Origin of the sequence: Tsukamurella sp. M9C, from assembly GCF_020169415.1 — a bacterium.
Classification (GTDB): Bacteria; Actinomycetota; Actinomycetes; order Mycobacteriales; family Mycobacteriaceae; genus Tsukamurella.
Genome location: NZ_JAIULG010000001.1, coordinates 74,742 through 97,253, shown reverse-complemented (window position 1 = coordinate 97,253; position 22,512 = coordinate 74,742). Strand labels below are relative to the sequence as shown.

At 68.3% G+C, this 22,512-nt stretch carries 28 protein-coding genes; 11 read left to right on the top strand and 17 right to left on the bottom strand.

What is annotated here, in order from left to right; genetic code table 11:
* Nucleotides 1-216: 216 nt before the first annotated feature.
* From LB823_RS00465 to LB823_RS00450, 4 genes are read right to left on the bottom strand one after another with little or no spacing between them, the layout of a single operon-like run.
* Complete coding sequence (locus LB823_RS00465) at nucleotides 217-678, bottom strand: DUF6262 family protein (protein ID WP_065212754.1); 462 nt, start codon at nucleotides 676-678, stop codon at nucleotides 217-219.
* Nucleotides 675-2,675: a tyrosine-type recombinase/integrase gene (locus tag LB823_RS00460; RefSeq protein ID WP_224644796.1), complete on the bottom strand. Its 2,001-nt coding sequence runs from the start codon at nucleotides 2,673-2,675 to the stop codon at nucleotides 675-677. Before LB823_RS00460 ends, LB823_RS00465 begins: the two co-directional genes overlap by 4 nt.
* A complete protein-coding gene (locus tag LB823_RS00455) occupies nucleotides 2,662-3,786 on the bottom strand; it encodes a tyrosine-type recombinase/integrase (RefSeq protein WP_043078158.1) in 1,125 nt (374 codons plus the stop codon). Before LB823_RS00455 ends, LB823_RS00460 begins: the two co-directional genes overlap by 14 nt.
* Nucleotides 3,783-4,487 (bottom strand): hypothetical protein, encoded by a 705-nt coding sequence (locus tag LB823_RS00450; RefSeq protein ID WP_224644795.1) that lies wholly within the window; start codon nucleotides 4,485-4,487, stop codon nucleotides 3,783-3,785. The genes LB823_RS00455 and LB823_RS00450 overlap by 4 nt, the downstream gene beginning before the upstream one ends.
* 277 nt (nucleotides 4,488-4,764) lie before the next feature.
* Between LB823_RS00450 and LB823_RS00445 the strand changes: the two genes are divergently transcribed.
* Both LB823_RS00445 and LB823_RS00440 read left to right on the top strand, forming a co-directional pair.
* Nucleotides 4,765-5,865 carry an ImmA/IrrE family metallo-endopeptidase gene (locus tag LB823_RS00445; protein ID WP_224644794.1) on the top strand — a complete coding sequence of 367 codons (1,101 nt, stop codon included), beginning with the start codon at nucleotides 4,765-4,767 and terminating at the stop codon, nucleotides 5,863-5,865.
* 96 nt (nucleotides 5,866-5,961) lie between these two features.
* Nucleotides 5,962-6,252: a hypothetical protein gene (locus tag LB823_RS00440; RefSeq protein WP_043078246.1), complete on the top strand. Its 291-nt coding sequence runs from the start codon at nucleotides 5,962-5,964 to the stop codon at nucleotides 6,250-6,252.
* A 9-nt stretch (nucleotides 6,253-6,261) separates the two neighbouring features.
* Here the strand turns inward: LB823_RS00440 and LB823_RS00435 are convergent, their stop codons facing one another.
* Nucleotides 6,262-6,672, bottom strand: a complete 411-nt coding sequence (locus LB823_RS00435; protein WP_052511025.1) for a hypothetical protein — start codon at nucleotides 6,670-6,672, stop codon at nucleotides 6,262-6,264.
* A gap of 77 nt (nucleotides 6,673-6,749) precedes the next feature.
* On the opposite strand from LB823_RS00435, the gene LB823_RS00430 reads away from it, so the two are divergent.
* Nucleotides 6,750-7,094: a hypothetical protein gene (locus LB823_RS00430; protein ID WP_224644793.1), complete on the top strand. Its 345-nt coding sequence runs from the start codon at nucleotides 6,750-6,752 to the stop codon at nucleotides 7,092-7,094.
* A 29-nt stretch (nucleotides 7,095-7,123) separates the two neighbouring features.
* On the opposite strand, the gene LB823_RS00425 is transcribed toward LB823_RS00430, so the two are convergent.
* The 4 genes from LB823_RS00425 to LB823_RS00410 all read right to left on the bottom strand — a co-directional run bounded on the left by LB823_RS00425 (nucleotide 7,124) and on the right by LB823_RS00410 (nucleotide 9,502).
* The gene (locus LB823_RS00425; protein ID WP_224644792.1) at nucleotides 7,124-7,507 is read right to left on the bottom strand and encodes a hypothetical protein; all 384 of its coding nucleotides are present in this window, start codon (nucleotides 7,505-7,507) and stop codon (nucleotides 7,124-7,126) included.
* Between the two features lie 62 nt (nucleotides 7,508-7,569).
* Entirely contained in the window at nucleotides 7,570-8,187 is a 618-nt protein-coding gene (locus LB823_RS00420) for a cadmium resistance transporter (protein WP_224644791.1), read from the bottom strand.
* The gene (locus LB823_RS00415) at nucleotides 8,184-8,915 is read right to left on the bottom strand and encodes an adenylate/guanylate cyclase domain-containing protein (RefSeq protein WP_224644790.1); all 732 of its coding nucleotides are present in this window, start codon (nucleotides 8,913-8,915) and stop codon (nucleotides 8,184-8,186) included. Before LB823_RS00415 ends, LB823_RS00420 begins: the two co-directional genes overlap by 4 nt.
* The gene (locus LB823_RS00410) at nucleotides 8,912-9,502 is read right to left on the bottom strand and encodes a class I SAM-dependent methyltransferase (RefSeq protein ID WP_224644789.1); all 591 of its coding nucleotides are present in this window, start codon (nucleotides 9,500-9,502) and stop codon (nucleotides 8,912-8,914) included. Before LB823_RS00410 ends, LB823_RS00415 begins: the two co-directional genes overlap by 4 nt.
* A 104-nt stretch (nucleotides 9,503-9,606) precedes the next feature.
* On the opposite strand from LB823_RS00410, the gene LB823_RS00405 reads away from it, so the two are divergent.
* From LB823_RS00405 to LB823_RS00390, 4 genes are all read left to right on the top strand, one after another.
* Complete coding sequence (locus tag LB823_RS00405) at nucleotides 9,607-10,026, top strand: helix-turn-helix transcriptional regulator (RefSeq protein WP_224644788.1); 420 nt, start codon at nucleotides 9,607-9,609, stop codon at nucleotides 10,024-10,026.
* The gene (locus LB823_RS00400; protein WP_224644787.1) at nucleotides 10,023-12,020 is read left to right on the top strand and encodes a cation-translocating P-type ATPase; all 1,998 of its coding nucleotides are present in this window, start codon (nucleotides 10,023-10,025) and stop codon (nucleotides 12,018-12,020) included. The genes LB823_RS00405 and LB823_RS00400 overlap by 4 nt, the downstream gene beginning before the upstream one ends.
* A gap of 417 nt (nucleotides 12,021-12,437) precedes the next feature.
* Nucleotides 12,438-13,115: a hypothetical protein gene (locus LB823_RS00395; protein ID WP_224644786.1), complete on the top strand. Its 678-nt coding sequence runs from the start codon at nucleotides 12,438-12,440 to the stop codon at nucleotides 13,113-13,115.
* 116 nt (nucleotides 13,116-13,231) lie between these two features.
* Nucleotides 13,232-13,585: a hypothetical protein gene (locus LB823_RS00390; RefSeq protein ID WP_068565106.1), complete on the top strand. Its 354-nt coding sequence runs from the start codon at nucleotides 13,232-13,234 to the stop codon at nucleotides 13,583-13,585.
* Nucleotides 13,586-13,645: 60 nt separating this feature from the next.
* Here the strand turns inward: LB823_RS00390 and LB823_RS00385 are convergent, their stop codons facing one another.
* The 7 genes from LB823_RS00385 to LB823_RS00355 all read right to left on the bottom strand — a co-directional run bounded on the left by LB823_RS00385 (nucleotide 13,646) and on the right by LB823_RS00355 (nucleotide 18,770).
* Nucleotides 13,646-14,059, bottom strand: a complete 414-nt coding sequence (locus tag LB823_RS00385; RefSeq protein WP_224644785.1) for a GNAT family N-acetyltransferase — start codon at nucleotides 14,057-14,059, stop codon at nucleotides 13,646-13,648.
* 110 nt (nucleotides 14,060-14,169) lie between these two features.
* Entirely contained in the window at nucleotides 14,170-15,591 is a 1,422-nt protein-coding gene (locus LB823_RS00380; protein WP_068526158.1) for an FAD-dependent oxidoreductase, read from the bottom strand.
* A gap of 104 nt (nucleotides 15,592-15,695) precedes the next feature.
* On the bottom strand, nucleotides 15,696-16,361 hold the full coding sequence (locus LB823_RS00375) for a three-helix bundle dimerization domain-containing protein (RefSeq protein WP_224644784.1): 666 nt from the start codon (nucleotides 16,359-16,361) through the stop codon (nucleotides 15,696-15,698).
* 43 nt (nucleotides 16,362-16,404) lie between these two features.
* Nucleotides 16,405-16,848: a low molecular weight phosphatase family protein gene (locus LB823_RS00370; protein WP_068526160.1), complete on the bottom strand. Its 444-nt coding sequence runs from the start codon at nucleotides 16,846-16,848 to the stop codon at nucleotides 16,405-16,407.
* On the bottom strand, nucleotides 16,848-17,963 hold the full coding sequence (arsB, locus tag LB823_RS00365; RefSeq protein WP_068526161.1) for an ACR3 family arsenite efflux transporter: 1,116 nt from the start codon (nucleotides 17,961-17,963) through the stop codon (nucleotides 16,848-16,850). Before arsB ends, LB823_RS00370 begins: the two co-directional genes overlap by 1 nt.
* Nucleotides 17,960-18,334 (bottom strand): metalloregulator ArsR/SmtB family transcription factor, encoded by a 375-nt coding sequence (locus LB823_RS00360; RefSeq protein WP_068526162.1) that lies wholly within the window; start codon nucleotides 18,332-18,334, stop codon nucleotides 17,960-17,962. The genes arsB and LB823_RS00360 overlap by 4 nt, the downstream gene beginning before the upstream one ends.
* A gap of 46 nt (nucleotides 18,335-18,380) precedes the next feature.
* Nucleotides 18,381-18,770 (bottom strand): heavy metal-responsive transcriptional regulator, encoded by a 390-nt coding sequence (locus tag LB823_RS00355; RefSeq protein ID WP_068526163.1) that lies wholly within the window; start codon nucleotides 18,768-18,770, stop codon nucleotides 18,381-18,383.
* A 65-nt stretch (nucleotides 18,771-18,835) separates the two neighbouring features.
* Between LB823_RS00355 and merA the strand changes: the two genes are divergently transcribed.
* Genes merA through LB823_RS00340 form a run of 3 tightly spaced genes read left to right on the top strand, consistent with a single transcriptional unit; the run spans nucleotide 18,836 to nucleotide 21,413 of the window.
* On the top strand, nucleotides 18,836-20,260 hold the full coding sequence (merA, locus tag LB823_RS00350) for a mercury(II) reductase (protein WP_068526164.1): 1,425 nt from the start codon (nucleotides 18,836-18,838) through the stop codon (nucleotides 20,258-20,260).
* A gap of 38 nt (nucleotides 20,261-20,298) precedes the next feature.
* Entirely contained in the window at nucleotides 20,299-20,961 is a 663-nt protein-coding gene (gene merB / locus LB823_RS00345; protein ID WP_255602707.1) for an organomercurial lyase MerB, read from the top strand.
* Entirely contained in the window at nucleotides 20,958-21,413 is a 456-nt protein-coding gene (locus LB823_RS00340) for a hypothetical protein (protein ID WP_224644782.1), read from the top strand. The genes merB and LB823_RS00340 overlap by 4 nt, the downstream gene beginning before the upstream one ends.
* A gap of 168 nt (nucleotides 21,414-21,581) precedes the next feature.
* Here the strand turns inward: LB823_RS00340 and LB823_RS00335 are convergent, their stop codons facing one another.
* Entirely contained in the window at nucleotides 21,582-22,043 is a 462-nt protein-coding gene (locus LB823_RS00335) for an ArsI/CadI family heavy metal resistance metalloenzyme (protein WP_068526166.1), read from the bottom strand.
* A gap of 95 nt (nucleotides 22,044-22,138) precedes the next feature.
* On the opposite strand from LB823_RS00335, the gene LB823_RS00330 reads away from it, so the two are divergent.
* Nucleotides 22,139-22,492 (top strand): Rv2640c family ArsR-like transcriptional regulator, encoded by a 354-nt coding sequence (locus LB823_RS00330; RefSeq protein WP_068526167.1) that lies wholly within the window; start codon nucleotides 22,139-22,141, stop codon nucleotides 22,490-22,492.
* The last annotated feature ends 20 nt before the right edge of the window (nucleotides 22,493-22,512 follow it).

Genomic DNA, 22,512 nt, shown 5'->3' with positions numbered 1-22,512 from the left:
TCTCTGTATCGGGCCTGCCGATTCGCAGGTCACTGAGTAAAGAGTAGGTCAAGATCGCCGATCCGGCATCGGAGCAGGTCAGGCACCGTCGGAAACGACGAAAGGCGGCTCCCGGAAGACCGGAAACCGCCTGTGATCGCGCGAAGTGTTTGTGGAGCCTAGGAGATTCGATATCTATAGGAGCCTCCTGACTGTCCGCGACGTGGCTGACGGGGGTCATCGTGGCTGTTGTGGCCCTGTGGTGGTCGGGTTATCTGCAGGTTCTCCTCGACGGGCTTCTTGCGTGGCCGGTGGCCGGGTTCCCAGGTCGAGGAGTCGGCTGCGGAGCGCCTCGTTCTCGGTGCGTAGTTGCTCGAGCAGTTCGGTCAACTGACGGTTGCGGTCGATCGCGGTGGCGAGTTTGGTGCGGAGGGATTCCGCGCTGGCGGCGGTGGAGCGTTCGGTTCCAGTGGGGGCGGTGCCGCGTTTCGCGTCGATTTCCTGTCGGAGCTGGGGGTGCTTGTAGAGGAAGCTGGTTGAGACGTCGGCGGCTCGGGCGACGGCGACGAAGGTGACGGGGTGTCCGGTGTTGTGCAGCCGGGTGATGGCTCGGCGTGCGCGGGCGGTCGCGCTGGTTGTGCGGGCGGCGGCGGCCGCGGTGAGGCGGGCTGTGCGGTGATCGCGGTCGCCTTCGCTCACCTGGGTTCCTGCGCGTCTGGTCTGATTTCGTCGATGAGCTTGGTGACCTTGTCGAGCATGCTCTTGTTCAGTTCCGCTGCCTGGCTGTCGCCGTTTTCCTGTGCTTGGGCGGCGAGTTGTTTGAGCTGGTCGCGGTGGGTGATGTGCGCGCCGAGGAAGGTGCGGCCGCCGGGGTCGTGGAAGGAGCAGTCGATGCAGGGGTTCGGGCGGAATTCGCAGCGTTGCGTCGCGGGGAGCGTGCAGAACCCGTTCGGCAGTGCGGTGGTGAAGCGGGCTCGCAGTCGCTCGACGGTGGCGTCAGCGCCGTTGTCGGGGTTGGTGTCCCAGAATTGCCGGGCTTTCCGGGCGAGGGTGTCGTCGGTGATGCGGGCGTAGGTTGCGGTCATGGTGTCGCTGTGGTGGCCGAGGAAGTCGCGGACTTCCGGTTGGGTCCATCCGTTGTTGAGCAGGTTCATCCCGATGGTGTGGCGGAAGCGGTGGACGTCGCCTCCGGAGATCTTCTCGCCGGTGGTGATGGAGGTGGTGATGTCGTGCTCGCGGAAGAGTGCGGCGAGGCGGTGCCGTAGGCCGCTGGTGGACCAGGGCTGGGTGCGGCCGGCGGCGGCGCTGGATCGGGCGCCGGGGAAGAGGTGTTCGGCGTCGGGCCCGTAGGTGTCGCGGACGCGGGTCTGCTGGTCGCGGATAATCGTAGCGAGACTGTCGGGGACGGGAAACCGGCGCCAGGCACTGGTTTTGGTCATCCAGTATTCGATCCAGTACCCCTGGTCGCTGTGTTGGAGGCAGTCGATCGGGAGGCTGACGAGTTCGGAGATGCGGCACCCGGCCCATCGTGTGGTGGCGATCATCGCCCGGAGAGTGGGATCGGTGTCCGGGTTGTCGACGATCAGGGTATCGATGCGTTCGATGACGTCGGGTGGGAAGGGCCTCGGCCGGCGGGTCTTGCGGTGGACGTTCTCGCCGCGGCGCAGGAAGACCGCTGATCCCAGGTCGTTGACGAGTCCGCAGTCGCGCAGTGTTTCCAGCAGGTAGGCGGCGGTGTTCGCGAGTTGGGGGTTCGCCTTGGTGTCGGGGCGGCGGGTCCATTCGAGGTAGTCGAGGAACACCGTTCTGGTGACCACCGATGGTTCGGGGACGGTTCCGTCGAGGGTGAGGAACTGGGCGAGTTGGCGGGTGGCGCGCAGCCACTGGGTGAGTGTTCCCCAGGACATGCTGGAGGTGGACAGCTGTTGGCGGGCGAGGCGTTTGACGGCGTCCTTGAGCCAGGGCACCGGGACGGTGGCCCAGTCGACGGCGGTTCGTGTCGCCCCGGCCTGGGTGGTGTCGAGGACGAACTCGAATCCGTCGCGCCATCGCCAGTGGTCCGCCGCCCACGGGTCGGGGTCGGTGGCCCCGTGCAGGAGCCGGAAGAACCTGCGGATGTAGGGCGCGCAGAGGGAGTCGAAGTTGGTGTAGGGCCAGTATTGCCGGCACAGCAGCAGCCAGTCGTCGACGGGGCGTTCGGTCAGGGAGCTCGTGATCCGCCCGTCGGCGACGTCGATGAGAACGATCAGGACGCGGCGCAGTCCGGTGTTGGGGGTCCAGTCGCCGCGGCCGATCTTGGTGGCGGCGACGAACCGGATTTCGTCAGCAGCAGCCGCTGGGATGCGGCGGAAGTCGACCGCCTGGGTGGTGGCAGGCCGGCCGCGCGTCGCGCCGACAGGCAGGGCGCTGATGGCGGCCCAGGCGTCGAAGTCGGCGGGCTGTCCGGCACGGAACCACTGGAAGTAGTGGGCGTAGCACAGCCCCGAGGTGGCGCCGGCGCGTCCGCCGGGGCCGCCGAGCCAGTACCGTTCGCCGTTGCACTCGATGACGGCGCAGGGGTCGGTGGCGGCGCGGCGGCGGTCGCCGGCGACATCGACGACCGGCCACGTCGGCGCGCACCAGGGCCCGTCCGGCACCTGCAGAGCGGAGATATCGTTGCGCCCCGACCGGGCGCGCTCGCCGTTACCGCGTGCCATCGCCGTCTCCCTTCACGCGGTGCTGCTGCGGTTCACGCCAGACCAGATGCTCGGTGTGACGGAGCTTTTCGGCGAGGTCGTCGCTGGCGAGGTGGATGTACACGTCGGCGCTCGCTGAGTGGGATTGGCCGAGGCGGGCGGCGATCTCGGCGGAGGTCCATCCGGCCTTGGCCAGGGCGGTGGCGTGGGTGTGGCGGAGCATGTGCGGGTTGAGATCGTCGATCCCGGCGGCGGCGCCGATCCGTTCGATGAGCTGGTAAGCGTTGGAGTAGGTCATCGGACCACCGACGGGTGGGCGGGAGAGGTTGACGAACACGTAATCGCTGTCGACGTGGGCGACCTCACCGAGAAGGTACGCGGCATACAGGTCGAAGAACCGCCGCGGCGCGTCGACGATGAACTGGGTCTTCTGCTTCGACAGGGCGCCGTTGGCGTTGTCGTCGCGCCGGCAGATCACCACCTGTCGGCGCATCGGGTTCAGGTCGCCGTGACGCAGGCCGAGCGCTTGGCCGACCCGCAGGCCCAGGTCGTACTGCGCCGACAGCAGCAGCCGGTCACGGGTGGTCGACGCCGCGGCGAGCAGCTTGGCGAAGTCGGTTTCGAAGTCGATCACCTGTACCGTCTCGGCCGGCTGCCGGTCGGGCCGGGCCAGGCGGGAGACCTCGCGGGGACGGCGCTGCTCGAGGTGGGCGAGGAAGCTGTGCGCTCGCCGCGGCAACTTCGACGGATTGCGGGTCAGCACCAAATTCTGCGGTCCCCGGCCCTCGACGCGGTGGAACTCGTAGAACTCACGTACCGCGGCACTGACCGCTTTCACGGTGCCGGGTGCACGGCCCCCGCACCGTGACGGCAGCGGCGGCAGTCCTGCGGTGAGGACGGCGACGAAATCGCACAGCTGATGGAAATCCAGCTCATCCCATGAGATTCCCCGGGCAGCGAGCCAGCGGTAGAACTGACTCAAGTGCCGTGCGTACGAGCGGACGGTGTTCTGGGAACGTCCGATCGCCCGCTGCCAGTGCAGGAACTGCTCGATCTCGGGCACCGGCAGGCCCTGGTCGTCGACGACCGTCCACGACCGGACCCCGTGAACAGTGACCGCGGCGGCCCTCATCGCTGGTCCTCGATGACGTCGTCGCGGCGCGGCCGGCGGGTCTTGATGTCGGTGCGCCGCCGATCCTGCTCATCGCGTACGAGATCCTCGGTGCCGACGAGGTCGTCGGCGGGTAGCCGCCCGGGCAGCCACCGTACGTCCCGTTTGCGCCAGGAGGCGTACCGCTCCTGCACCCGATCCATCGGCACCTCGAACCGTTCCCAGTGCACGCCAGGGGCGCTGACCCAGATCCGCCGCACGTGCGAATCGGTGGCCGCGTCGTAGTCCCAGGTCAGTTCGCAGTGCGTGGGATCGCCCACCAGCTGCAGGGTCTGTGAATCCTGCTTGATGAACGCCTTGCGCCGGGTGTTGGTGCCCTCCATCTCCTTGTGATGGATCGCCAGGTAGGTGCGGCCGTGACTGCTCACCTCCGACCACTGGTAGGGCCGTTTGACCAGGTGTCCGGGCGGATGCATCCCCTGGGTGCTCAGCCAGACGTTGGTGCCGGCGGAGACGAACGCCGCGACGTGGCTGCCCCGCAGCAGCGGTTGCAGCACCGTCCGCAGGTGCGCCGGCTGCTCCGCCATGAGCGTGTTCCAGTGATCGACTGCGGCCAGCAGCAGCGCGCCGACGCCGATCGTCACCGGACGCAGGATACGCTGCGCCTCCTTCCGGGACACCGTTCCCTGCAGCGGGTTGAGGTCGTCCATGAGTGTCGTCACGATCTGTCTCCTCTCGATGTAATTACTTGCGTGGAATTTTGCCTAACGTGGTACAGTTCTCAGGTAGACAACACGCCGTGACCTGCAGAATTGTCCACACCGGCTCGGCTCGATCTCGCGCACGAGATGGGCGTCACACCAGTCACTTGCGTCTCAGGTGCAGATAACCGGGCCGGTAGGAAAATCGCAGTTCACACGGTGTTTCTGCACGGATTTGCGGTGCTGCCGCGATAGCGTGGAGCGCAGGGACCGATCGAGGGATATGGAGGCGATCTGGGTGACGGCACTCTTCTCGCAGGCCGAGGCGAACCCGGTGATGGTTGCGCTGACGCGACTGGCGCACGGCTGGTCGAAGAAGCGGCTCGCGGAGGAGGCCGGGGTCTCCGGATCGCACGTCACCCGGGTCGAGGCCGGTGCGCTGCCCTTGGCGGGTAAGGCGCTCGACGACTACGCGCGGGCATTGCAATGCCCAGTGGATGCTCTGTGCGTCGCGTTCGAGCGCTCCCCTGCGCAGGGCACGCACTTCCGCGCCAACGCCACTACTGCGGAGTGGAAGCGCGACCGCGTCTGGGCGCGCGCCAACCTGGTCGCGATGCGGCTCGGTCGGGTCGTGGCCCACACCGACCTCGATCCGGCGCTGGCGCTGCCGGATCTCGACCCCGGGGACTACGCCGCCGAGCTCGGCGAGATCACCGTCGCGCAGGTTCTACGCCGGCTCTGGCGGATCGCCGGGCCCATCCGATCAATGGTCGAACTGCTGGAAGGGGCCGGGGTCTTCGTCGTCGTCGAGGACTTCCACGACCGCGAGATCGACGCGGTCACCCTGCGCGCCACCGCGCATCACCCGCACCTGGTGTACGTCAACTCTGCCCTGCCGCCGGACCGGATGCGCATGACCCTCGCGCACGAACTCGGGCACCTGGTGATGGATGCGATGACCCTGGTCAGCCCAGCCGAAACCGAACGACGGGCGGATGTTTTCGCTGCCGAGTTCCTCGCGCCGGTCGATGACATCGGCCCGGCGCTGGACCGGGTCTCGACCCGGACCGTCCACGAGCTCGACGAGCTGCGCCTGGACTGGGGGGTGAGCGAGTCCTCGCTCGTCGTCCGTGCCCGTGAGCGTGGCGTGCTCTCCGACCGGCAGTACCGGGCGATGTTCCGCCTGCTCAACGAGACCGGCCGGATGTACGGCGCCCGGCCCGGTGTCCCTGCAGAGACCCCCGAGCTCGCCCGCGATGTCCTCGCCCAACTCGCCACCGACGGATACAGCACCACCGAGCTCGACGCCCTGACACTGCTGAGCCCCGACCGCCGCACCAGCCTGTTCGGTGCACCCGAAGGTGCTACCGCCGGCAGCCGGCACCTGACCGTCGTCTAACACAGCGGGCCGCCGGGGATGTCGCGATGGGGCTGGAACCGCAAGGACGCGGTCAAAGACCACCACTGGCGAGTCCCACGCGGTTCGAACAAGGCGGTGCAGGCCAAAGAGCAGGACGACGCCGCAGGCGGCCGCCACAACCGCGTCATCCGCACTGCACCCGACGCTCTCGGGCGGGTGGTCCTCCGGTGCCAGTACCGGCGGCTCTACGCGGAGCTGCGGTGGACCGATGCGACGAAGAAACACGCCGAGTACCTCGGCGAGATGACCTGGCACAGCCGCGCCGACAACCTCGCCGCCGCCTGGCGCGCAGCACACGCCCGCGGTCTCACGGCCAAGGTCCTCGCCGAAGAGTCCGCCGAAACCGGTATCAACCAACCGCTCTGATGCCGCGCCCTACTGCATCCAGTGGGCGCTGTCCTCGGATGCCCGTGCCAGGACGACATCCAGGCGGCGGGGATCACGCGGGCCGCGGGTGAGGTAGGTGATCGCCGTCTGGTCGTCGAGGTCCGCTGACGGCGCGCACATCCAGCCGGCCGCCGTCCACGGCTCGGCGGCGCGCCGCAGGGTCTGCCAGATGGTCAGCAGCCACTCATCCACCCGGCGGCCGTCGGGGAACTGCCACGCAGGGAATACCGGGGTGCCGCCGGCCAGCGGCGCACAGATCACCTGCTCCGCCGCGACCATCCGCGCCAGGTCATCGCCGTCCAGACCGAGGTACCCGGTGACACCTTCGGCGTCGTAGAAGGGCCCGACCAGCTCATCGAGTATCGCTCCCACATCGGTGCCGGTAGTCGTCTCGTCCACGCAAGGCGATGATCCGCGCGGCCCGGTGCACTTGTCCACCCGGATAAACGTCGCGCCCAGCGTGGATGCTGACGACCATGACGGAAAGTAGCGACGAGGTGCGGTTCGTGTCCGGCAATGAGCGGCTGGCGCGGATTCTCGCCGACCCGGACCGGCGGGCCCGGGTGGACGCCATCACCGCCGAGATGGACCTGATCGATCAGCGGTACCGCACGGCCGCACACCTACTCGACGAAGCAGTGGCCACGACAGCCGCAGAAGTCGGCGCCGGCACGACCGCCGAGGTCCTCACCGCACTCCAGCGTCACCTCACCGCCGCCGGCGTCCGCGAGGTCGGCATCACGCTCACATTCGACGATCACGACGCGACGGTGCCGTGGACCCGGATCGCCGAACACCTCCTGCGCGACACCGACGACTGACCGCCGTGCACCGGACCCGCACCGATCTTCTAGTTGGGTGCGGACTCGTCGGGGACGAATCCGCTCGCCGCGGCGTCGGCGGCACACAGGGTCCGGACCCAGGTCCCGCGGCGTGTGAGGCCGCCGGCACGGCCGCATTGCTCGCAGGTCAGCTCCGAGCGTCGTTCCGCCGCCCGGATCAGCTCGTCGAAGCCCGGCCGGGGCCGGTCCGCTTCGAACTCCACGTAGTACCGCAGCCCACCGAACTTCTCCTTGACCTGCGCCAGCTGGTAGCCGGGGTCGATCGCCGCAAGCTCCCGGTCGAGATCGACGATCAGCCGGTACCAGCCTGGCCCGACATCCAGGGACCCGTACCACCCGGGAAGGAACCGTGCGCGGATACCCGCCAGGTCGTCCTCACTCACCTCGTCCATGCAGACCAGCCTGCCAGCACGCGGACACCGCGGTATGGGAGCGCCCGGCACCACCAACCTGCTTACAGGCCGAAGGCGCCGCCCGAGACCAGGATGACGACACCGAGGATGATCAGCACCAGGGGGAAGAGCACGCTTTCCCATCGTTCGAGGATCTCGGCGATGCGGCGGCGGGTGGCAACGAACCGGGCGATGTAGACCAGTGCCCCAACCAGGATCAGGAAGACCACGCAGTAGGCGGCGATCGCGGTGCGGCTGATGCTGACGAAGACGGGCACGTACACGCCGATGTTGTCGCCGCCGTTGGCGAAGGTCACGCCCGCCACGCCCAGGACGCCGACCGCGTTCCCCGCACCCTTCCCCGCCGCGGAGTCATCGCCGTCGCCGTCGTTGTCGCGGTATTCGCGCCAGCTCGACCACGCTGCCCGCAGCCCCAGGACCAGGGGGACGAGCCCGAAGTACGGAATCGCCGCGACGGGGAGGAATGCGCCGGCCCCGAGGGCGATCAGCACCGCGACGGCGAGAATGCCGGCGAATCCGAGGTACTGCCCGGCGGTGATCTTGGCCGTCAGGTGCCGCTGGCCCGCGCCGCGGGCGAAGAACAGGGAGATCACGATGATGTCGTCGATGTTGGTGGCCACGAACAGGCCCACCGCTTGCAGCACGGTCGAGATCATCACCGGCCACCCCGCCGTGACGGGGTGGCTGTGGTGGTCGCTCGGTCGAATCGGCCGGCGCAGTCGGCTGAGCAGAACCACCATCGGCCGGCGTCGGTGTGCCGGTGTGCGGGGGCGGTCGCCGGGTCGATGCGGGCCCCGCAGATCGGGTCGTGCGGGTGTCGGGTCTGCGTGAAGGTGATGCTGTGCAGGTCGATCGGGGCGCTGATGTTGCGCAGGCTTCGCGGGCCGAGGGCGGCGGTGGGCACACCGGCGCGGGTGGCGGCGGGCAGGAGCGGGTCGGTGATGACGGCGTGGCCGGCGCCGGCGAGGGCGGTGATGCGGGCGGCGATGTTGACCGCGTGCCCGAACAAGTCGCCGTCGCGGCGCACCGCGGTGCCGTGGTGGATTCCGGCGCGGAGGGCGAGGAATCCGTCCTCGTCGGCGGCGTGCTCGGCGAGGGTGGTGATCGTGGCCAGCATCGCATCGGTGGTCTCGGCGGTGAGCATCACCGCATCGCCGATGGTTTTCACCAGCCGGGCCTGCGGGTGCAGGGCTCGCCGGGCCTGCTCGGCCAATCGGATCGCGAGCTCGGCGGCCTCCTGGTCGCCGCACATCTCGGTGAGCACGCTGTAGCCGGCGAGGTCGACGAACGCCACCGCGACCTCCACCTGTTCGAGGCCGTCCAGCTCGGGCCGCGCACCGTGATGATGCCCGTGACGGGGCCCGCCGTCGGGCTCTGGCGTGGTCATCGGCCTGCGGTGCGGGTCGCGCGGAAGCGGGTCAGTGCCGCGTTCTCCCGGACGGTGAGGTCCCGCAGCGGCAGGCCCGCGAGGTGCGGGCGCAGCTGGCCGCGGTCGATGAACCGGTGCGGAGCGCCTTCGAGCCGGTGCAGGATCCGCGCCGGCGCGGTGCCGAGCAGGTCGTAGCCGACCAGGGTTCCGCCGGGATGCAGCACCCGGACGGCTTCGCGCAGCGCCTGCTCCCAGTCGACGACGTGGTGCAACATGATGAACGAGACGACGGTGTCGAACTCCCCGTCGCCGAAGGGCAACGCGGTGGCGTCGGCCACCTGCGCCACGGCCCGGTCACCGAAGCGCTGCAACCGATCCTGCGCGGCGTCGACCATCACCGGGTCGAAGTCGGTGACGGTGAGCTGCACCCGATCCGCCGGGGTGCACGCCGCGAGCAGCTGCGCGGCCATCGCGCCCCCGCCGCCGCCGATCTCCAGCACCCGCCCGGTGGGACGCACGCCCTGCAAGGCCCACGGCAGCACCCATCGCCGCGTCGCTGCCTCCCACGGCGTGCTGCGGCAGAACAGAGACTCGATCGTCGACATTGACGGCATACCCAGCAGCTCCCAACACCCGCTCAGGCCACCGGTCGGCAGCCTGTTCCTCGCGGGAACTCGATTACACCACAGAATGCCGCTATCATCGCCGTATGACGATGAATGAGTGTTCGGTGGCGACCGGCGCACAGCTCGATCCCGCGGTCGCGTTGTTCCACAGCCTCTCCGACGGGACCCGGTTGGCGATCGCGACCCGGCTGGCCCACGGTGGTGAGGCGCGGGTGGCGGATCTGATGGCCGAGCTGGGTCTGGCGCAGTCGACGGTGTCGGCGCACGTGGCGTGCCTGCGGGACTGCGGGCTGGTGCAGGGCCGCCCGGAGGGCCGGCAGGTCTTCTACAGCCTCGCCCGCCCGGAGCTGATGGACCTGCTCGCGGCGGCGGAGACGCTGCTCGCGGCGACCGGCAACGCGGTGGCGCTGTGCCCGAACTACGGCACCGACAGCGCCTCCTGCTGCGGCCCGGACGCTGTCACGCCCGAGGAAGCTTCGGCGGCGAAGGTGGTGCGGGGATGAGCGACGCGTGCGGGTGCGGGCACGACGAGCCCGCCGGCGAGGACGAGCAGGCCCCTGAGCATTGGTGGCAGTTGCGGGAGCTGCAGGCCGCCGCGGCAGCGGCGGTGTTCCTGCTCGCCGCGTACATCGTCGGGTGGAGCGGCGGACCGCAGCGCGTGTCGCTGGTGCTGGAGTGGATCGCGCTGCTGATCGGCGGGTGGACCTTCGTCCCGTCCACGCTGCGGCGCCTGGCCAAGGGCAAGATCGGCGTCGGGACGCTGATGACGATCGCCGCCGTCGGCGCGGTGATCCTCGGCGAGGTCGGCGAAGCCGCGATGCTCGCCGTGCTGTTCTCCATCAGCGAGGGCCTCGAGGAGTACGCGGTCTCGCGGACCCGCCGCGGCCTGCGGGCGCTGCTCAACCTCGTCCCCGACACCGCGACCGTCCTGCGCGATGGCGCCCCGACCACCGTCTCCCCAGCCGAGCTGGCGGTCGGGGACCGGATGCTGGTCAAGCCCGGTGAGCGGATCGCCACCGACGGCCGGATCACCGACGGCCGGACCGCCCTGGACGTTTCGGCGATCACCGGCGAATCCGTGCCCGTCGAAGCCGGACCCGGCGACGAAGTGTTCGCCGGGTCGATCAACGGCACCGGCGCCCTCACCGTGGAGGTCACCACCACCGCGGAGAACAACTCGCTGGCCAAGATCGTGCAGATCGTCGAAGCCGAGCAGTCCCGCAAGGGCGACGCGCAGCGCCTGGCCGACACCATCGCCAAGCCCCTGGTGCCGGCGATCATGATCTTCGCCGCCGCGATCGCGATCCTCGGGTCCCTGCTCGGCGACCCCGCAACGTGGATCGAGCGGGCCCTGGTCGTGCTCGTCGCCGCCTCCCCGTGCGCGCTGGCGATCTCCGTCCCCGTCACCGTCGTCGCCGCGATCGGCGCCGCCAGCAAGATCGGCGTCCTGGTCAAGGGCGGCGCCGCCCTCGAAGCCCTCGGCCGCGTCCGCACCGTCGCCCTCGACAAGACCGGCACCCTGACCGCGAACCGCCCCGCCGTCGTCGACATCGCCACCACCACCACCGGAACCGGCGTCGAGTCGAATGCCCTCGGCTCGGGTGTCCGGTCGCCGGAACAGGACCGGGTGCTCGCCATCGCCGCGGCGCTCGAAGCACACAGCGAACACCCCCTGGCGCGGGCGATCCTCACCGCCAACGGTGACCACACCGTCGCGGCGGCAGAGGTGCAGGCCGTGCCCGGGGCCGGGCTGACCGGTCTCGTCGACGGGCGCCCCGCCCGGCTCGGCCGGCCCGGCTGGATCGACCCGGGCCCACTCGCAGCGCGGGTCGCGGCCATGCAAGCCAGCGGCGCCACCGCGGTCCTCGTCGAAGACGACGGACAGGTCATCGGGGCGGTCGCGGTCCGCGACGAGCTGCGTCCCGAAGCGGCCGAGGTCATCGACCACTTGCACAGCGGCGGCGCCACCGTCGCGATGCTCACCGGCGACAACTCCGCCACCGCCACCGCCCTGGCGCAGATCGCCGGTATCGACGACGTGCACGCCGACCTGCGGCCCGAGGACAAGGCCCGCATCATCGGCGAGCTCCGCAAGGACCGGTTCACCGCGATGGTCGGCGACGGCGTCAACGACGCCCCCGCCCTCGCCACCGCGGACCTCGGTATCGCCATGGGCGCCATGGGCTCGGACGTCGCGATCGAAACCGCCGACGTCGCGCTCATGGGCGAGGACCTGCGGACGCTGCCGCAGGCCCTCGATCACGCCCGCCGAGCCCGAACGATCATGCTGCAGAACGTGGCCCTGTCCCTCGCTCTGATCGCGATCCTCATCCCCCTCGCACTGTTCGGCGTCCTCGGCCTCGCCGCCGTCGTCGCCGTCCACGAACTCGCCGAGATCGTCGTCATCGCCAACGGCGTCCGCGCCGGCCGCGTCACCGCGCTCCCGCCTGCGCCCCAAGAAGCGCGCTCGGAGCCGGTGGTTCAGCAAGCGGCGTAACCCCACAGCGGACACGGGTCGTGCCTCGGAGCGCGTTACCGAGGCACGACCCGCACGGTCCGCGGTGTACGGCCTCTGCTCGCGGATTTCGCTCCGGGCGGTGACCTGCACGGCGTCCCTTGGGAATCCGGGGGACGCCGAGGTTGTGCAGGCCGTCGTGCTCGGCTCTGGCGCCTGCGCTAGACATGCGTAGACTCCGGTCTGTTCGTTTGGGTTCGAGGGGATGCGCCTGGTATTTCGCGCGCGCATTTCGCACACCGCTCCTGCGAAGCAGTGCGCCACCGTCGAGCAACCTCCTACGTAGTTACTGGCACGCTCGTACCAATGTCCCGGAGATCAGATCGCAACCGCACCCCCCGCCCGAAGCCCACGTCTTCCCCGCTCGATCACACGCCGCTGATCACGGCGCTGCGGCAGGTGGAGATCGCCGTCGACGGATTCAACCGCGAGGCCGCACGGATCGAGGCCGAGTACGGCATCGCGATCTATCCGGAGCGGGTGGGCAACATGCACACCGATCTGGCTCGCTACATCGAGGTCGCGATCGGCATCGTCGCACGCAAGCTGCCGGTCGCCGTGTACGGGGCGGATAGCCGGCGCTGGACAGGCCCCCAGTCCCCGCGGCAGGTGTTCGCCCTGTACGAGGCGGCCGGCGACAACACAGCCGACTACCTGACGCAGATGGCTCTCAACGCCGAGCGGATCAAGGCCAAGAAGGACGACCTCGACCGCAGCCTCAAGCAGAAGTGCCTGCGGCCGAAGACGAACGGGAAACCGTGTCAGATGCGGCCGCTGTACCAGGCCGGGGTCGGCCACCAAGAAGGCTTCGGCTGCTGGCGTCACGCCACCGACGAGGAGAAGCTCGAGCTCGAAAGGTCGCGAATCATCATTGAGGTCAAGACCGGTTGCCCCGGGTGCAAGGCCGGTCCCGGTGAGGCGTGCCTGATCCCCACCGAGGACGGCCTCACCCCCGCCCAGGCAGGCCTGACGATGGTCGACGGCGAGTGGCCCCGGGTGCGGGTCCTCGGCGGCGTCGAAATCCACGTCCCACGGATCGAACTGATCCATCCCCGCGTCCTCGAACCCGCCGGGTAAGTCACTGGTGGCGGCACCGCGAAACCAGGTCCGAAGACTGCTCACCCGGTAGCGGCCTAAATGAACACCACCTAGCGTTCGGGGCAGCGAGCCCTACGACGAGACGAGGAGTTCCCATGGCTAACGAGCCGAATGTCCAGCAACCGCAGGACGCCAACGATCCACCGTCGGAGACGGTGGTTGAGCTCGCGGACGGTATGCGCGGCCGGTGGGTGGTGGCATCCCAGGGATCTACGCACGTATGGGATCTGGACACGTTGACCTACACGCGCCGTCCCGGCCCCGCCAGCCCCTCGGGGGCGTTCGACTACGACGGCATCGCGCACCGGATCACGAGGGTGACCCGCTGGCCGCGTGTCGGTGATCAGTCGCTGGTCTGGTTCGACGATCCCGCGAGTCCCTTCGACACCGAGCAGTTCCGCCGCTCGTCGGTGATCGTGTCGATCACCCGCGCCCCAGAGGGGACGTAGAACGAAACCGGGCGACGGTTCCGAAGTCGGGGACGCCGGGTAAGTCCAGGTCGGCGGTAGTCAGCGTCGGCGTTCGATGCGAACCACGTCCCGCCAACGGCCGTCGCGTTGGCCGATGCGTTCGCGGGTGCCGACGGTGCGGAACCCGGCGCCCCGGTGCAGCGCCAGGCTGGCGTGGTTCTCGGGGAAGATTCCGGTCTGGATGGTCCACACCCCGGCAGCGTCGGCGGACTGGATGAGGGCCTGCAACAGCGCGGCTCCGATGCCCTGCCCGGCGTGGCCGGAGTCGACGTAGACGCTGTGCTCGATGACGCCGGCGTAGACGCAGCGCCCCGAGACGGGCGCCGCTGCAACCCACCCGGCGACCTGCCCACCTGGGGCGAGGGCGACGACGCGGTGCTCAGGTAGGTGTCGTTGGTCGAAGTCCGTCCAGCCGGGTGCGGCGGTTTCGAAGGTGGCGTTGCCGGTGTCCATGCCGGCTTGGTAAATCGCGAGGACCTGTGGCCCATGCTCGGGCCGCATCGCAACGATCGCCGGGTCCGCCGCTCGTGCGGCGGACCCGGTTGAGTCGTGGGGGCTGGTGGTCACCTGTTCAGGCTAAGGACGCTGCGCTGATGGTGCAGCTGGTGCTCGCGGACCCAGTTCTGGGCGGCGACCTGCACGGCGTCCCACGGGGACCCGAGGGGCGGGGTGTAGGACAGGTCGAGCTCGGAGAGGGCGTCGACGCTCATGCCGTGGTGCAGGGCGGTGGCGTAGGTGTCGACGCGCTTGGAGATCTCGGCCGTGCGGTGCCCGATGAGCTGGGCACCGAGTAGTGCGCCGGTGTTCTGGTCGCCGGTGATCCGGATGCTGATGGGGGTGGCACCCGGGTAGTAGGCCTTGTGATCGTCCGGTGTGGAGGTCGTCGACACCGGCACCCAGCCGCGGTCGGCGGCAAGGGCTTCGGTCTCTTTGAGGCCGGTGCGGGCGGCGACGAGGTCGAAGATCTTCACGACCTGGGTGCCGAGGGAGCCGGTGTAGCGGGCGGTGCCGCCGAGGGCGTTCTCGCCGGCGACGCGGCCCTGCTTGTGCGCGGTGGTGCCGAGCGGGAGCCAGGTGATGCCGAGCTGGCGGTGGTGGGTGTGCACGGCGTCGCCGGCGGCGAAGACGTCGGACAGATTGGTGCGCATCTGCTCGTCGACGGCGATCGTGTTCTTGATGCCGAGCTGCGCGCCCGCTGCGGCAGCGAGGTCGGTGTCGGGGCGCACGCCCACGACGACGAGCACGAGATCGGCGGTGAGGTGATCGCTCTGGCCGTCACTGCTGGTGGTGACGGTCAGGGCGCCGGTGTCGGTGCGGTCGACCGCGGTGACCAGGGTGTGGGTGCGGACGTCGACCCGGTTGCGGACCAGTTCATCGTGGACGAGGGCGCCGAGTTCGGGTTCGACAGTGGGGAGCACCTCAGGGAGGGCTTCGATCTGGGTGACGGTGATGCCGCGGGCAGTGAGACCTTCGGCCATTTCCAGGCCGATGTAGCCGGCGCCGATGATGATCGCGGTCTTCGGGTCCTTCGTGGTGAGGGTGTTCATCACGGCGAAGGTGTCGCCCATCGAGTGCAGCAGGTGCACGCCGTCGGCGGGGCCGAGGTGGTCGAGGCCGGTGATCGGCGGCCGCACGGACACAGCGCCGGTGCCGATGACGAGGACGTCGTAGTCGAGGTCCCGGGCGGCGCCGTCCGGGCCGGTGACGGTCAGGCGGTGTCCGGCCGGATCGATCGCGGTAGCTCTGGTGTCGGTGTGCACGGTCATGCCGGTGGCGGCGAGGTCGGCGGCGGTGCGGTGGGCGAGGTTGCTCCAGTGGGTGACCTCGCCGGAGACGTAGTACGGGATGCCGCAGATGGAGAAGTTCGGGTAGGCGTCGGCGACGACCACGGTGACCTCGCTGGTGGGGTCGAGTTCGCGGGCCCGCAGGGCGGCGGAGATCCCGGCGTCCGATCCGCCGATGGCGATGATCTTGCGTGCAGACATGGGGTGTCGGTTCCCTTCCAAGAACAGGCAAATGAGGGTGAGCAGGCACAGCGGCACTGACGGCGGTGAGCGGGGCCGTCGAGCACGTCGATCAAAGGGGTGGGTCAGGTGATCGTGGGATGGAGCTCGGCGAGGAGGTCTTTGACGCGGCGGTCGAGGTCGTCACGGATCAGGCGGACGGTCTCGATGGGGTGGTTGTCGGGGTCGGCGACCTGCCAGTCCAGGTACCGCTTGCCCGGGTAGACCGGGCAGGCGTCGCCGCAGCCCATGGAGATCACCACGTCCGCGGCCGCGACCACGTCGTCGGTGAGAGGCTTGGGAAACTCAGCGGCCAGGTCGAGCCCGACCTCGGTCATGGCCTGCTCGACGATCGGGTTGATCACCGCAGCAGGCAGCGACCCGGCGGAGCGTACGTGCACCGCCCCGGCCGCGTGGTGTGTCAGGAGCGCGGCAGCCATCTGCGAGCGGCCCGCGTTGTGGACGCAGATGAACAGCACCTCGGGCACGGTCTTGGTGCTCGCACCGGTCGACTGCGCCAGGGCGGCGAGACGCTCGGCGGCGAACCGGCCGGCGAGAGTCACCAGGTGAGTGTGGATGCGGGCGGTGCGCCGCAGCGCGGTGTAGGACTCGAAGACGACCCGTTCGACGGTCTGCTCGGAGACGATCCCGCGGTACTGGGCGGCGAGCCGCTCCGCGGTCCGCGCCAGCAGGGCCTGGGACATCAGCAGTTCCGGTGTTCCGGCCGACTCGGTCGTGGCGTTGGCGTTCATCCGACTTTCTCCCGCTTCTCGGGCTTCCCGGCCTGCTCGGTCGCTACCGGGTGGTGAGTTCGGCTGCCAGCGCGGTGACGCGGGCGGCGATGTCGTCGCGCACGAGGCGCATCCGCTCGATCCCGTCGATGCCCCGCTCCGACGGCTCGTCGGTATCCCAGTTGACCAACGCGACACCGTCCGGGGTGTCGACGACGGCTTCCCGGCCGAGAGTGACCACCAGGTCCACCCGGGCGAGCAGCGCCGGGTCGATCGGTTTCGGGGTCTCGCCGGTGATGTCGACACCGACCTCAGCCAGCGACTCGGCGGACAGGCCGTTGACCACGGAGCCGGGCTTGGTGCCGGCCGAGTGCACCTCGACGGCATCGCCGACGGTCTTGCGCATCAGGCCGGCGGCCATCTGGGACTTGCCGCCGTTCTTCACGCACACGAACAACACGCTCGGCGTGGCCGATTCGGTGTCGGCGGTGATCGTATTGTCGGACATCAGTTCACACTCCTGGACGGATCCGCGGTCGCGGCGGTGGAGGACGGGGTCAGCGGGAAGCGCTTGCGCAGGGCCAGCGAGACATAGACCAGGCCGACCAGGACGGGGACCTCGATGAGCGGCCCGACGACGCCCGCGAGGGCTTGGCCGGAGGTGGCGCCGTAGGTGGCGATCGCGACGGCGATGGCGAGCTCGAAGTTGTTGCCGGCGGCGGTAAACGCGAGCGTGGTGGTGCGCTCGTAGCCGAGTCCCATGACGGCGCCGAGCAGGTACCCGCCGCCCCACATCACGGCGAAGTACACCAGCAGCGGCAGGGCGATACGGGCGACGTCCCACGGGCGGGAGGTGATCTGCTCGCCCTGCAGGGCGAACAGGATGACGATGGTGAACAGCAGCCCGTAGAGGGCACATGGTCCGATCCGGGGGAGGAACTTCGTTTCGTACCAGTCGCGGCCCTTGGTCTTCTCTCCGATTCGGCGGGAGAGGTAGCCGGCGAGGAGCGGGATGCCGAGGAAGATCAGCACGGATTTGGCGATCTGCCAGGGCGAGGTGCTGATGGTGGTCTGTTCGAGGCCGAGCCAGCCGGGCAGGATCGAGAGGTAGAACCAGCCGAGGACGGCGAACATGATCACCTGGAACACCGAGTTCAGCGCCACGAGGACGGCTGCGGCTTCGCGGTCGCCGCAGGCGAGGTCGTTCCAGATGATCACCATGGCGATGCACCGGGCGAGGCCGACGATGATTAGGCCGGTGCGGTACTCGGGCAGGTCGGGCAGGAAGATCCAGGCGAGTGCGAACATCAGCGCCGGGCCCAGGATCCAGTTCAGGAAGAGGGAGCCGAGCAGGAGCTTGCGGTCGCCGGTGACGGTGTCGAGGCGGTCGTAGCGGACCTTCGCCAGCACCGGGTACATCATGATCAACAGGCCCAGGGCGATCGGCAGCGAGACACCGTCGACCTGGATCTTCTCCAGCGCGGTGTTCAGCCCGGGGATCATCCGGCCGAGCAGCAGGCCGGCGACCATGGCGACACCGATCCACACCGGCAGGAACCGGTCGAGGGTGGAGAGCTTGCCGACGACCGGCTGATGCTCAGTCGTCGGGGCGGGGCTGGTCACGAAAGAACCTCCAACGAGATGGCGGGGTCACCGGACTGCAGGATCCCGGCGAGCGAGGACAGGACTTCGGGGATGACGCGGTAGTACACCCACGAGGCGCGGCGCTCGGACTCGAGCAGGCCTGCGGTCTTGAGGACCTTGAGGTGGTGCGAGATCGTCGGTTGCGAGACGTCCACCGCCGGCGAGATGTCACACACGCAAGCCTCGCCTCCCTCGTGGCTGGCGATCAGGCTGAACAGGCGCAGCCGGACCGGGTCGGCCAGGGCCTTGAACACCGCCGCGAGGTCGACGGACTGCCCCTCCGACAGAGGCTCACGGACCAGCGGTGAGCACCGCACGGTCACATCGGTCAACGGAATCGAATTCGACACACATCAATATTGACAGATATCGATGTTGGACACAAGCGTGTCTGGGTTATAGGTAGCGACAGATATCTTCGCTAGCGCACGACTTCGGATCGGTGTGTTCGGCAGCTTGGCGTAGGTGGGTGATGTTGTCGCGCAGTGCGATCAGTTCCGCGATCTGTTGATCGAGGTGGTGGATCGACCTGTCTAGCTGGTCGCGTACGTGATCACATGGGGCTTGGCCGGTGCCGCGTATGTCGATGATTCTTTTGACTTGCGCGAGAGTGAGTGCCGCCGCCTGCCCCCTCTTGATGAATTGCACGATGCCGATGGCGTCGGGGGTGTAGTTGCGGTATCCACCGGCGGTACGTCCCGGTTCAGGGAGGAGCCCCGCTTCCTCGTAGTACCGCAGCGTCGATGGCGTGGCGCCAGATTTGCGGGCGAGTTCTCCGATCCGCATCGGGTCCTCCCTGTCCGGATTCTGGGCTTGACCTTCAAGGGTACTGGAGGGTTGATGATGGTGACATGAGTGAAGAGTTTGATCTTGCGATCGTTGGTTCGGGTGCTGCAGCGATGGCGGCGGCGATCCGCGCAACAGCCATGGGCAAGTCCGTGGTGATGATCGAGCGAGGCACTTTCGGCGGCACCTGTGTGAATACCGGTTGCGTGCCGTCGAAGGCGTTGATCGCCGCGGCGCAGGCACAGCACACGGTCTCTGATGCTGGCCGGTTCCCGGGGGTCGGTGCGACCGCCGTGCCGGTAGATATGGCCGCCCTGGCGGCGGGGACACGGCGCTTGGCAGAGTCGATGCGGTCAGAGAAGTACGTTGCCGTTGCGGACTCGTACGGCTGGCGCCGCGTCCAGGGTGCGGCCGCGTTCGCGGGAACGCGGGCAGCGCCATCGCTGGTGGTCACAGCTCCCGATGGGACTACCGAGACGATAATTGCTCGACGGTACTTGGTGGCAACAGGGGCCCAACCGTCGATTCCGTCGATTCCCGGACTCAATCTGGTCGACTACCTGACGTCGACGACCGCGATGGAGTTGACCGCAGTCCCGGAATCACTCCTAGTGATCGGCGGCGGGTTCATCGCGCTCGAGCAGGCGCAACTCTTCGCGCGACTGGGGGCGAAGGTAACCGTTTTGGTGCGGTCCAGGATCGCTTCGGCCGAAGATGCTGACGTCGCAGATGCTCTCCTGGAAGCGCTCGCTGACGAGCACATCGAGGTAGTGCAGCTCGCGACCGCGACCTCGGTCGACACCGAGGCGGGTGAGGTCGTCGTGACCGCCTCCAGCCCTGGTGGACAAGGCGACTTCCGTGCGGCGAAGCTGCTCGTCGCGACGGGCAGAACCCCGAATACTAGAGGTTTGAATCTGGAGACGGTTGGAGTCGACACGAGCACCAGCGGCGCGATCCTCGTGTCGAATCAGCTCAGAACATCAAACCCGCGTGTGTGGGCAGCGGGCGATGTGACCGGCCATCCCGAGTTCGTCTATGTCGCAGCCGCGCAAGGCACAACGGTCGCCGACAACATGTTCGGACAGACCCCGCGGTCGTTGGACTACACGCACCTGCCGCGCGTGATGTTCACCAGTCCGGCAATCGGGAGCGTCGGTATGACCGAGACGCAGGCCCTCGCAAGCGGAATCCGGTACACGAGCTCGCTTCTTCCGCTCACTCACGTACCCCGGGCCCAAGTTGACCGAGATACCCGAGGCTTCATCAAGCTCATCGCAGACTCCGATAGTCATCGAGTCCTCGGAATTTCGGCGGTCGCGAATAGTGCCGGCGAGATCGCCGCCGCTGGGGTCTACATCCTCGAAGCAAGGATGACCGTCGAGCAGGTCGCCCGGACATGGGCGCCCTACCTGACCATGGCCGAGGGCATCAAAATCGCCGCACAATCCTTCAGCACCGACATCGCCCAGCTCTCCTGCTGCGCTTCCTAATTCCTGATTCCACCGATCCGCAAGCGAAGTCCCAGACAATGACCAATCCACTCGATCGACTCATCACCCCCGAGGGGTCCGGCCTCGATCCGGCAGTCCTGGTTCCCCTACTCAGGCTCCTCTCCAAGGGAAACCCCGTCAGCGTAGAGGACTTAGCAGCTGCGGCCGGACTGTCGGAACCCGATGTACGGGAACGACTCCAATCCGTTGCCGACACCGAATACGACGATCGCGACCAAATAGTCGGGCAAGGACTGACCCTCCGTCCGACCCCGCATCGGTTCACCGTCGCAGGTCACGAACTGTTCACGTGGTGCGCACTCGACACCCTGATCTTCCCCACACTCCTAAACCAGTCAGCCACCATCGAGTCGACCTCACCCGCGAGCGGTCAAACGATCAGAATCTCTGTCACGGCAGACACCGTGACCAGCATCGAACCCGACACCGCAGTGCTATCGCTCGTCGACCCCGATGACCTCAGCTCGCTTCGAACGTCGTTCTGCAACCAAGTGCACTTCTTCGCCTCCCCACACGATGCCCAAACGTGGACGCGCGAAAATCCCGGCAACCAACTCCTCGACATCACCCACGCGCACGCCCTCGGGAAAGCTCTCGCTGAACAAGCGCTCATCAGCCCGGACACAGCCCGACAGGCCGGATGCTGCTCGCCGGATCAGCACGAAGGAACCGCCCAATGACCAACACAGTGAAATCGCCCCTCGCACGCAGGACAAGAGAGATCGGCCGATGGGGCACCGCCGCCCGGACAGTGATCGGTGCCGCTTTCGTGGGAGCCGGGATCATCATCGGACCTTCCACAATCGACTTCATCATCGCGGTCGCACTGGTCCCTGCCGCGATCACCCTCGCGGTTGTACTTCGGGGTCGTGATTCGGCACCACTGCGGGTCACAGGCGCGTGGGCCATGGCCACTAACACGCTGGTCTTCTTCGCGTTCTTCGCGCTCACCCCGCCGGCGGCAGCAACGTTCTACGGGCTTTCCATGCTGCTCGCCGCTAGCCGCGGGCTCGCAGCCTGCGAAGTGATGGCGGCATCGAACGTGATCCTCAACCGAAACGACCAAGTCGGTTGCCCTGTCTTTACCCCGATCGACCGCATCGAGGGATTCCACCCACGCGACTGCGCCTAACCGCAGATGCCTCTCCTCCAGCGCAGCCTCCGCCCAGGGGGACGCCGACCGCGAGAACCAGCCGGTACAGCGCAGTGCGGCCCGCTACTGCGTTTCGCGCCAGCGCTCTCTGGTAACCGCGTCGATGGCCGCCACCCGAAGCGGTGACGGCCATCGATCGAGGGCGGACTAGCAGCAGTTCGCCGCCGCAGGGGTGCAGCACGCGGCCGGCGTCGCTTCGGAGTCCTCGGCTGTCGTCGCCGGAGTGTGTCCGCCGTCGAAGGTCTCGGCGTCAGCGAGGACGGTGTAGACCTCCCAACGCTCGGCGTCGGGGGCGGTGACCCAGACCTTGTCCTGGGTGGCGAAGCAACAGGTGGCGCCGATCTCCTCCTCGGTGAACAGCTGCTCCTCGGTGAGGCGGGCGATCTCAGCGTGCACCTTGTCGCTGGAGTCCACCTCGACGCCGAGATGGTTGATGCTGCCGCCCTGGCCGGGGTTCTCCAGCAGGACCAGCTTGAGCGCCGGGTCGGCGACGGCGAAGTTGGCGTAACCGGGCTTGACCTTCGCCGGGCCCGTGCCGAACAGCTTGGTGTAGAACGCGATCGACTGATCGAGGTCATCGACATTGAGGGCGAGCTGGACGCGGGACATGAGAACCTCCGAGGCTTCGACATACATCTAACTGTTGCTCGTTCAGTTCTAGACCACGCTTTGACATATGTCAACGAGTAGGTAGATTGAAGCGTATGCCCAAGACGCTCCCCGTCGTCGACATCAGCGCCCCGATCTGCTGTGCTCCGCTGGCCGCCGGCGTGATGGACGAGGCCGCGGCACTCGAGCTCGCCCTGCGCCTCAAGGCCCTCGCCGACCCGGCCCGGATCCAGCTGATCTCGATCCTCATGGCCGCACGTCCAGGCGAAATCAGCACCGGCGACCTCGCCGACACGGTGGGCCTGTCGTCGGCGACCGTCAGTCACCACCTGAGCCAGCTCAAGAAGGCCGGCCTCGTCAGCTCCGAGCGGCGCGGGATCAACGTCTTCTACCGGGCCGAACCTGACTCCCTTGAAGCGCTCCGGGCCGTCCTGGCCACGTGCTGCTAGCGCGAACGCGCCTCTCGCGC

Excerpts from the sequence above, each read along its gene's own strand:
- merB (WP_255602707.1), top strand. The coding sequence starts at position 20,299 with ATGACCAATCCACTCGATCGACTCATCACCCCCGAGGGGTCCGGCCTC.
- LB823_RS00340 (WP_224644782.1), top strand. The coding sequence starts at position 20,958 with ATGACCAACACAGTGAAATCGCCCCTCGCACGCAGGACAAGAGAGATC.
- LB823_RS00400 (WP_224644787.1), top strand. The coding sequence starts at position 10,023 with ATGAGCGACGCGTGCGGGTGCGGGCACGACGAGCCCGCCGGCGAGGAC.
- LB823_RS00410 (WP_224644789.1), bottom strand. The coding sequence starts at position 9,502 with ATGTCGACGATCGAGTCTCTGTTCTGCCGCAGCACGCCGTGGGAGGCA.
- LB823_RS00370 (WP_068526160.1), bottom strand. The coding sequence starts at position 16,848 with ATGTCCGACAATACGATCACCGCCGACACCGAATCGGCCACGCCGAGC.
- LB823_RS00460 (WP_224644796.1), bottom strand. The coding sequence starts at position 2,675 with ATGGCACGCGGTAACGGCGAGCGCGCCCGGTCGGGGCGCAACGATATC.
- LB823_RS00330 (WP_068526167.1), top strand. The coding sequence starts at position 22,139 with ATGCCCAAGACGCTCCCCGTCGTCGACATCAGCGCCCCGATCTGCTGT.
- LB823_RS00355 (WP_068526163.1), bottom strand. The coding sequence starts at position 18,770 with ATGCGGATCGGAGAACTCGCCCGCAAATCTGGCGCCACGCCATCGACG.
- LB823_RS00390 (WP_068565106.1), top strand. The coding sequence starts at position 13,232 with ATGGCTAACGAGCCGAATGTCCAGCAACCGCAGGACGCCAACGATCCA.
- LB823_RS00425 (WP_224644792.1), bottom strand. The coding sequence starts at position 7,507 with ATGGACGAGGTGAGTGAGGACGACCTGGCGGGTATCCGCGCACGGTTC.
- LB823_RS00415 (WP_224644790.1), bottom strand. The coding sequence starts at position 8,915 with ATGACCACGCCAGAGCCCGACGGCGGGCCCCGTCACGGGCATCATCAC.
- LB823_RS00405 (WP_224644788.1), top strand. The coding sequence starts at position 9,607 with ATGACGATGAATGAGTGTTCGGTGGCGACCGGCGCACAGCTCGATCCC.
- LB823_RS00385 (WP_224644785.1), bottom strand. The coding sequence starts at position 14,059 with ATGGACACCGGCAACGCCACCTTCGAAACCGCCGCACCCGGCTGGACG.
- LB823_RS00335 (WP_068526166.1), bottom strand. The coding sequence starts at position 22,043 with ATGTCCCGCGTCCAGCTCGCCCTCAATGTCGATGACCTCGATCAGTCG.
- LB823_RS00455 (WP_043078158.1), bottom strand. The coding sequence starts at position 3,786 with ATGAGGGCCGCCGCGGTCACTGTTCACGGGGTCCGGTCGTGGACGGTC.
- LB823_RS00430 (WP_224644793.1), top strand. The coding sequence starts at position 6,750 with ATGACGGAAAGTAGCGACGAGGTGCGGTTCGTGTCCGGCAATGAGCGG.
- merA (WP_068526164.1), top strand. The coding sequence starts at position 18,836 with ATGAGTGAAGAGTTTGATCTTGCGATCGTTGGTTCGGGTGCTGCAGCG.
- LB823_RS00375 (WP_224644784.1), bottom strand. The coding sequence starts at position 16,361 with ATGAACGCCAACGCCACGACCGAGTCGGCCGGAACACCGGAACTGCTG.
- LB823_RS00380 (WP_068526158.1), bottom strand. The coding sequence starts at position 15,591 with ATGTCTGCACGCAAGATCATCGCCATCGGCGGATCGGACGCCGGGATC.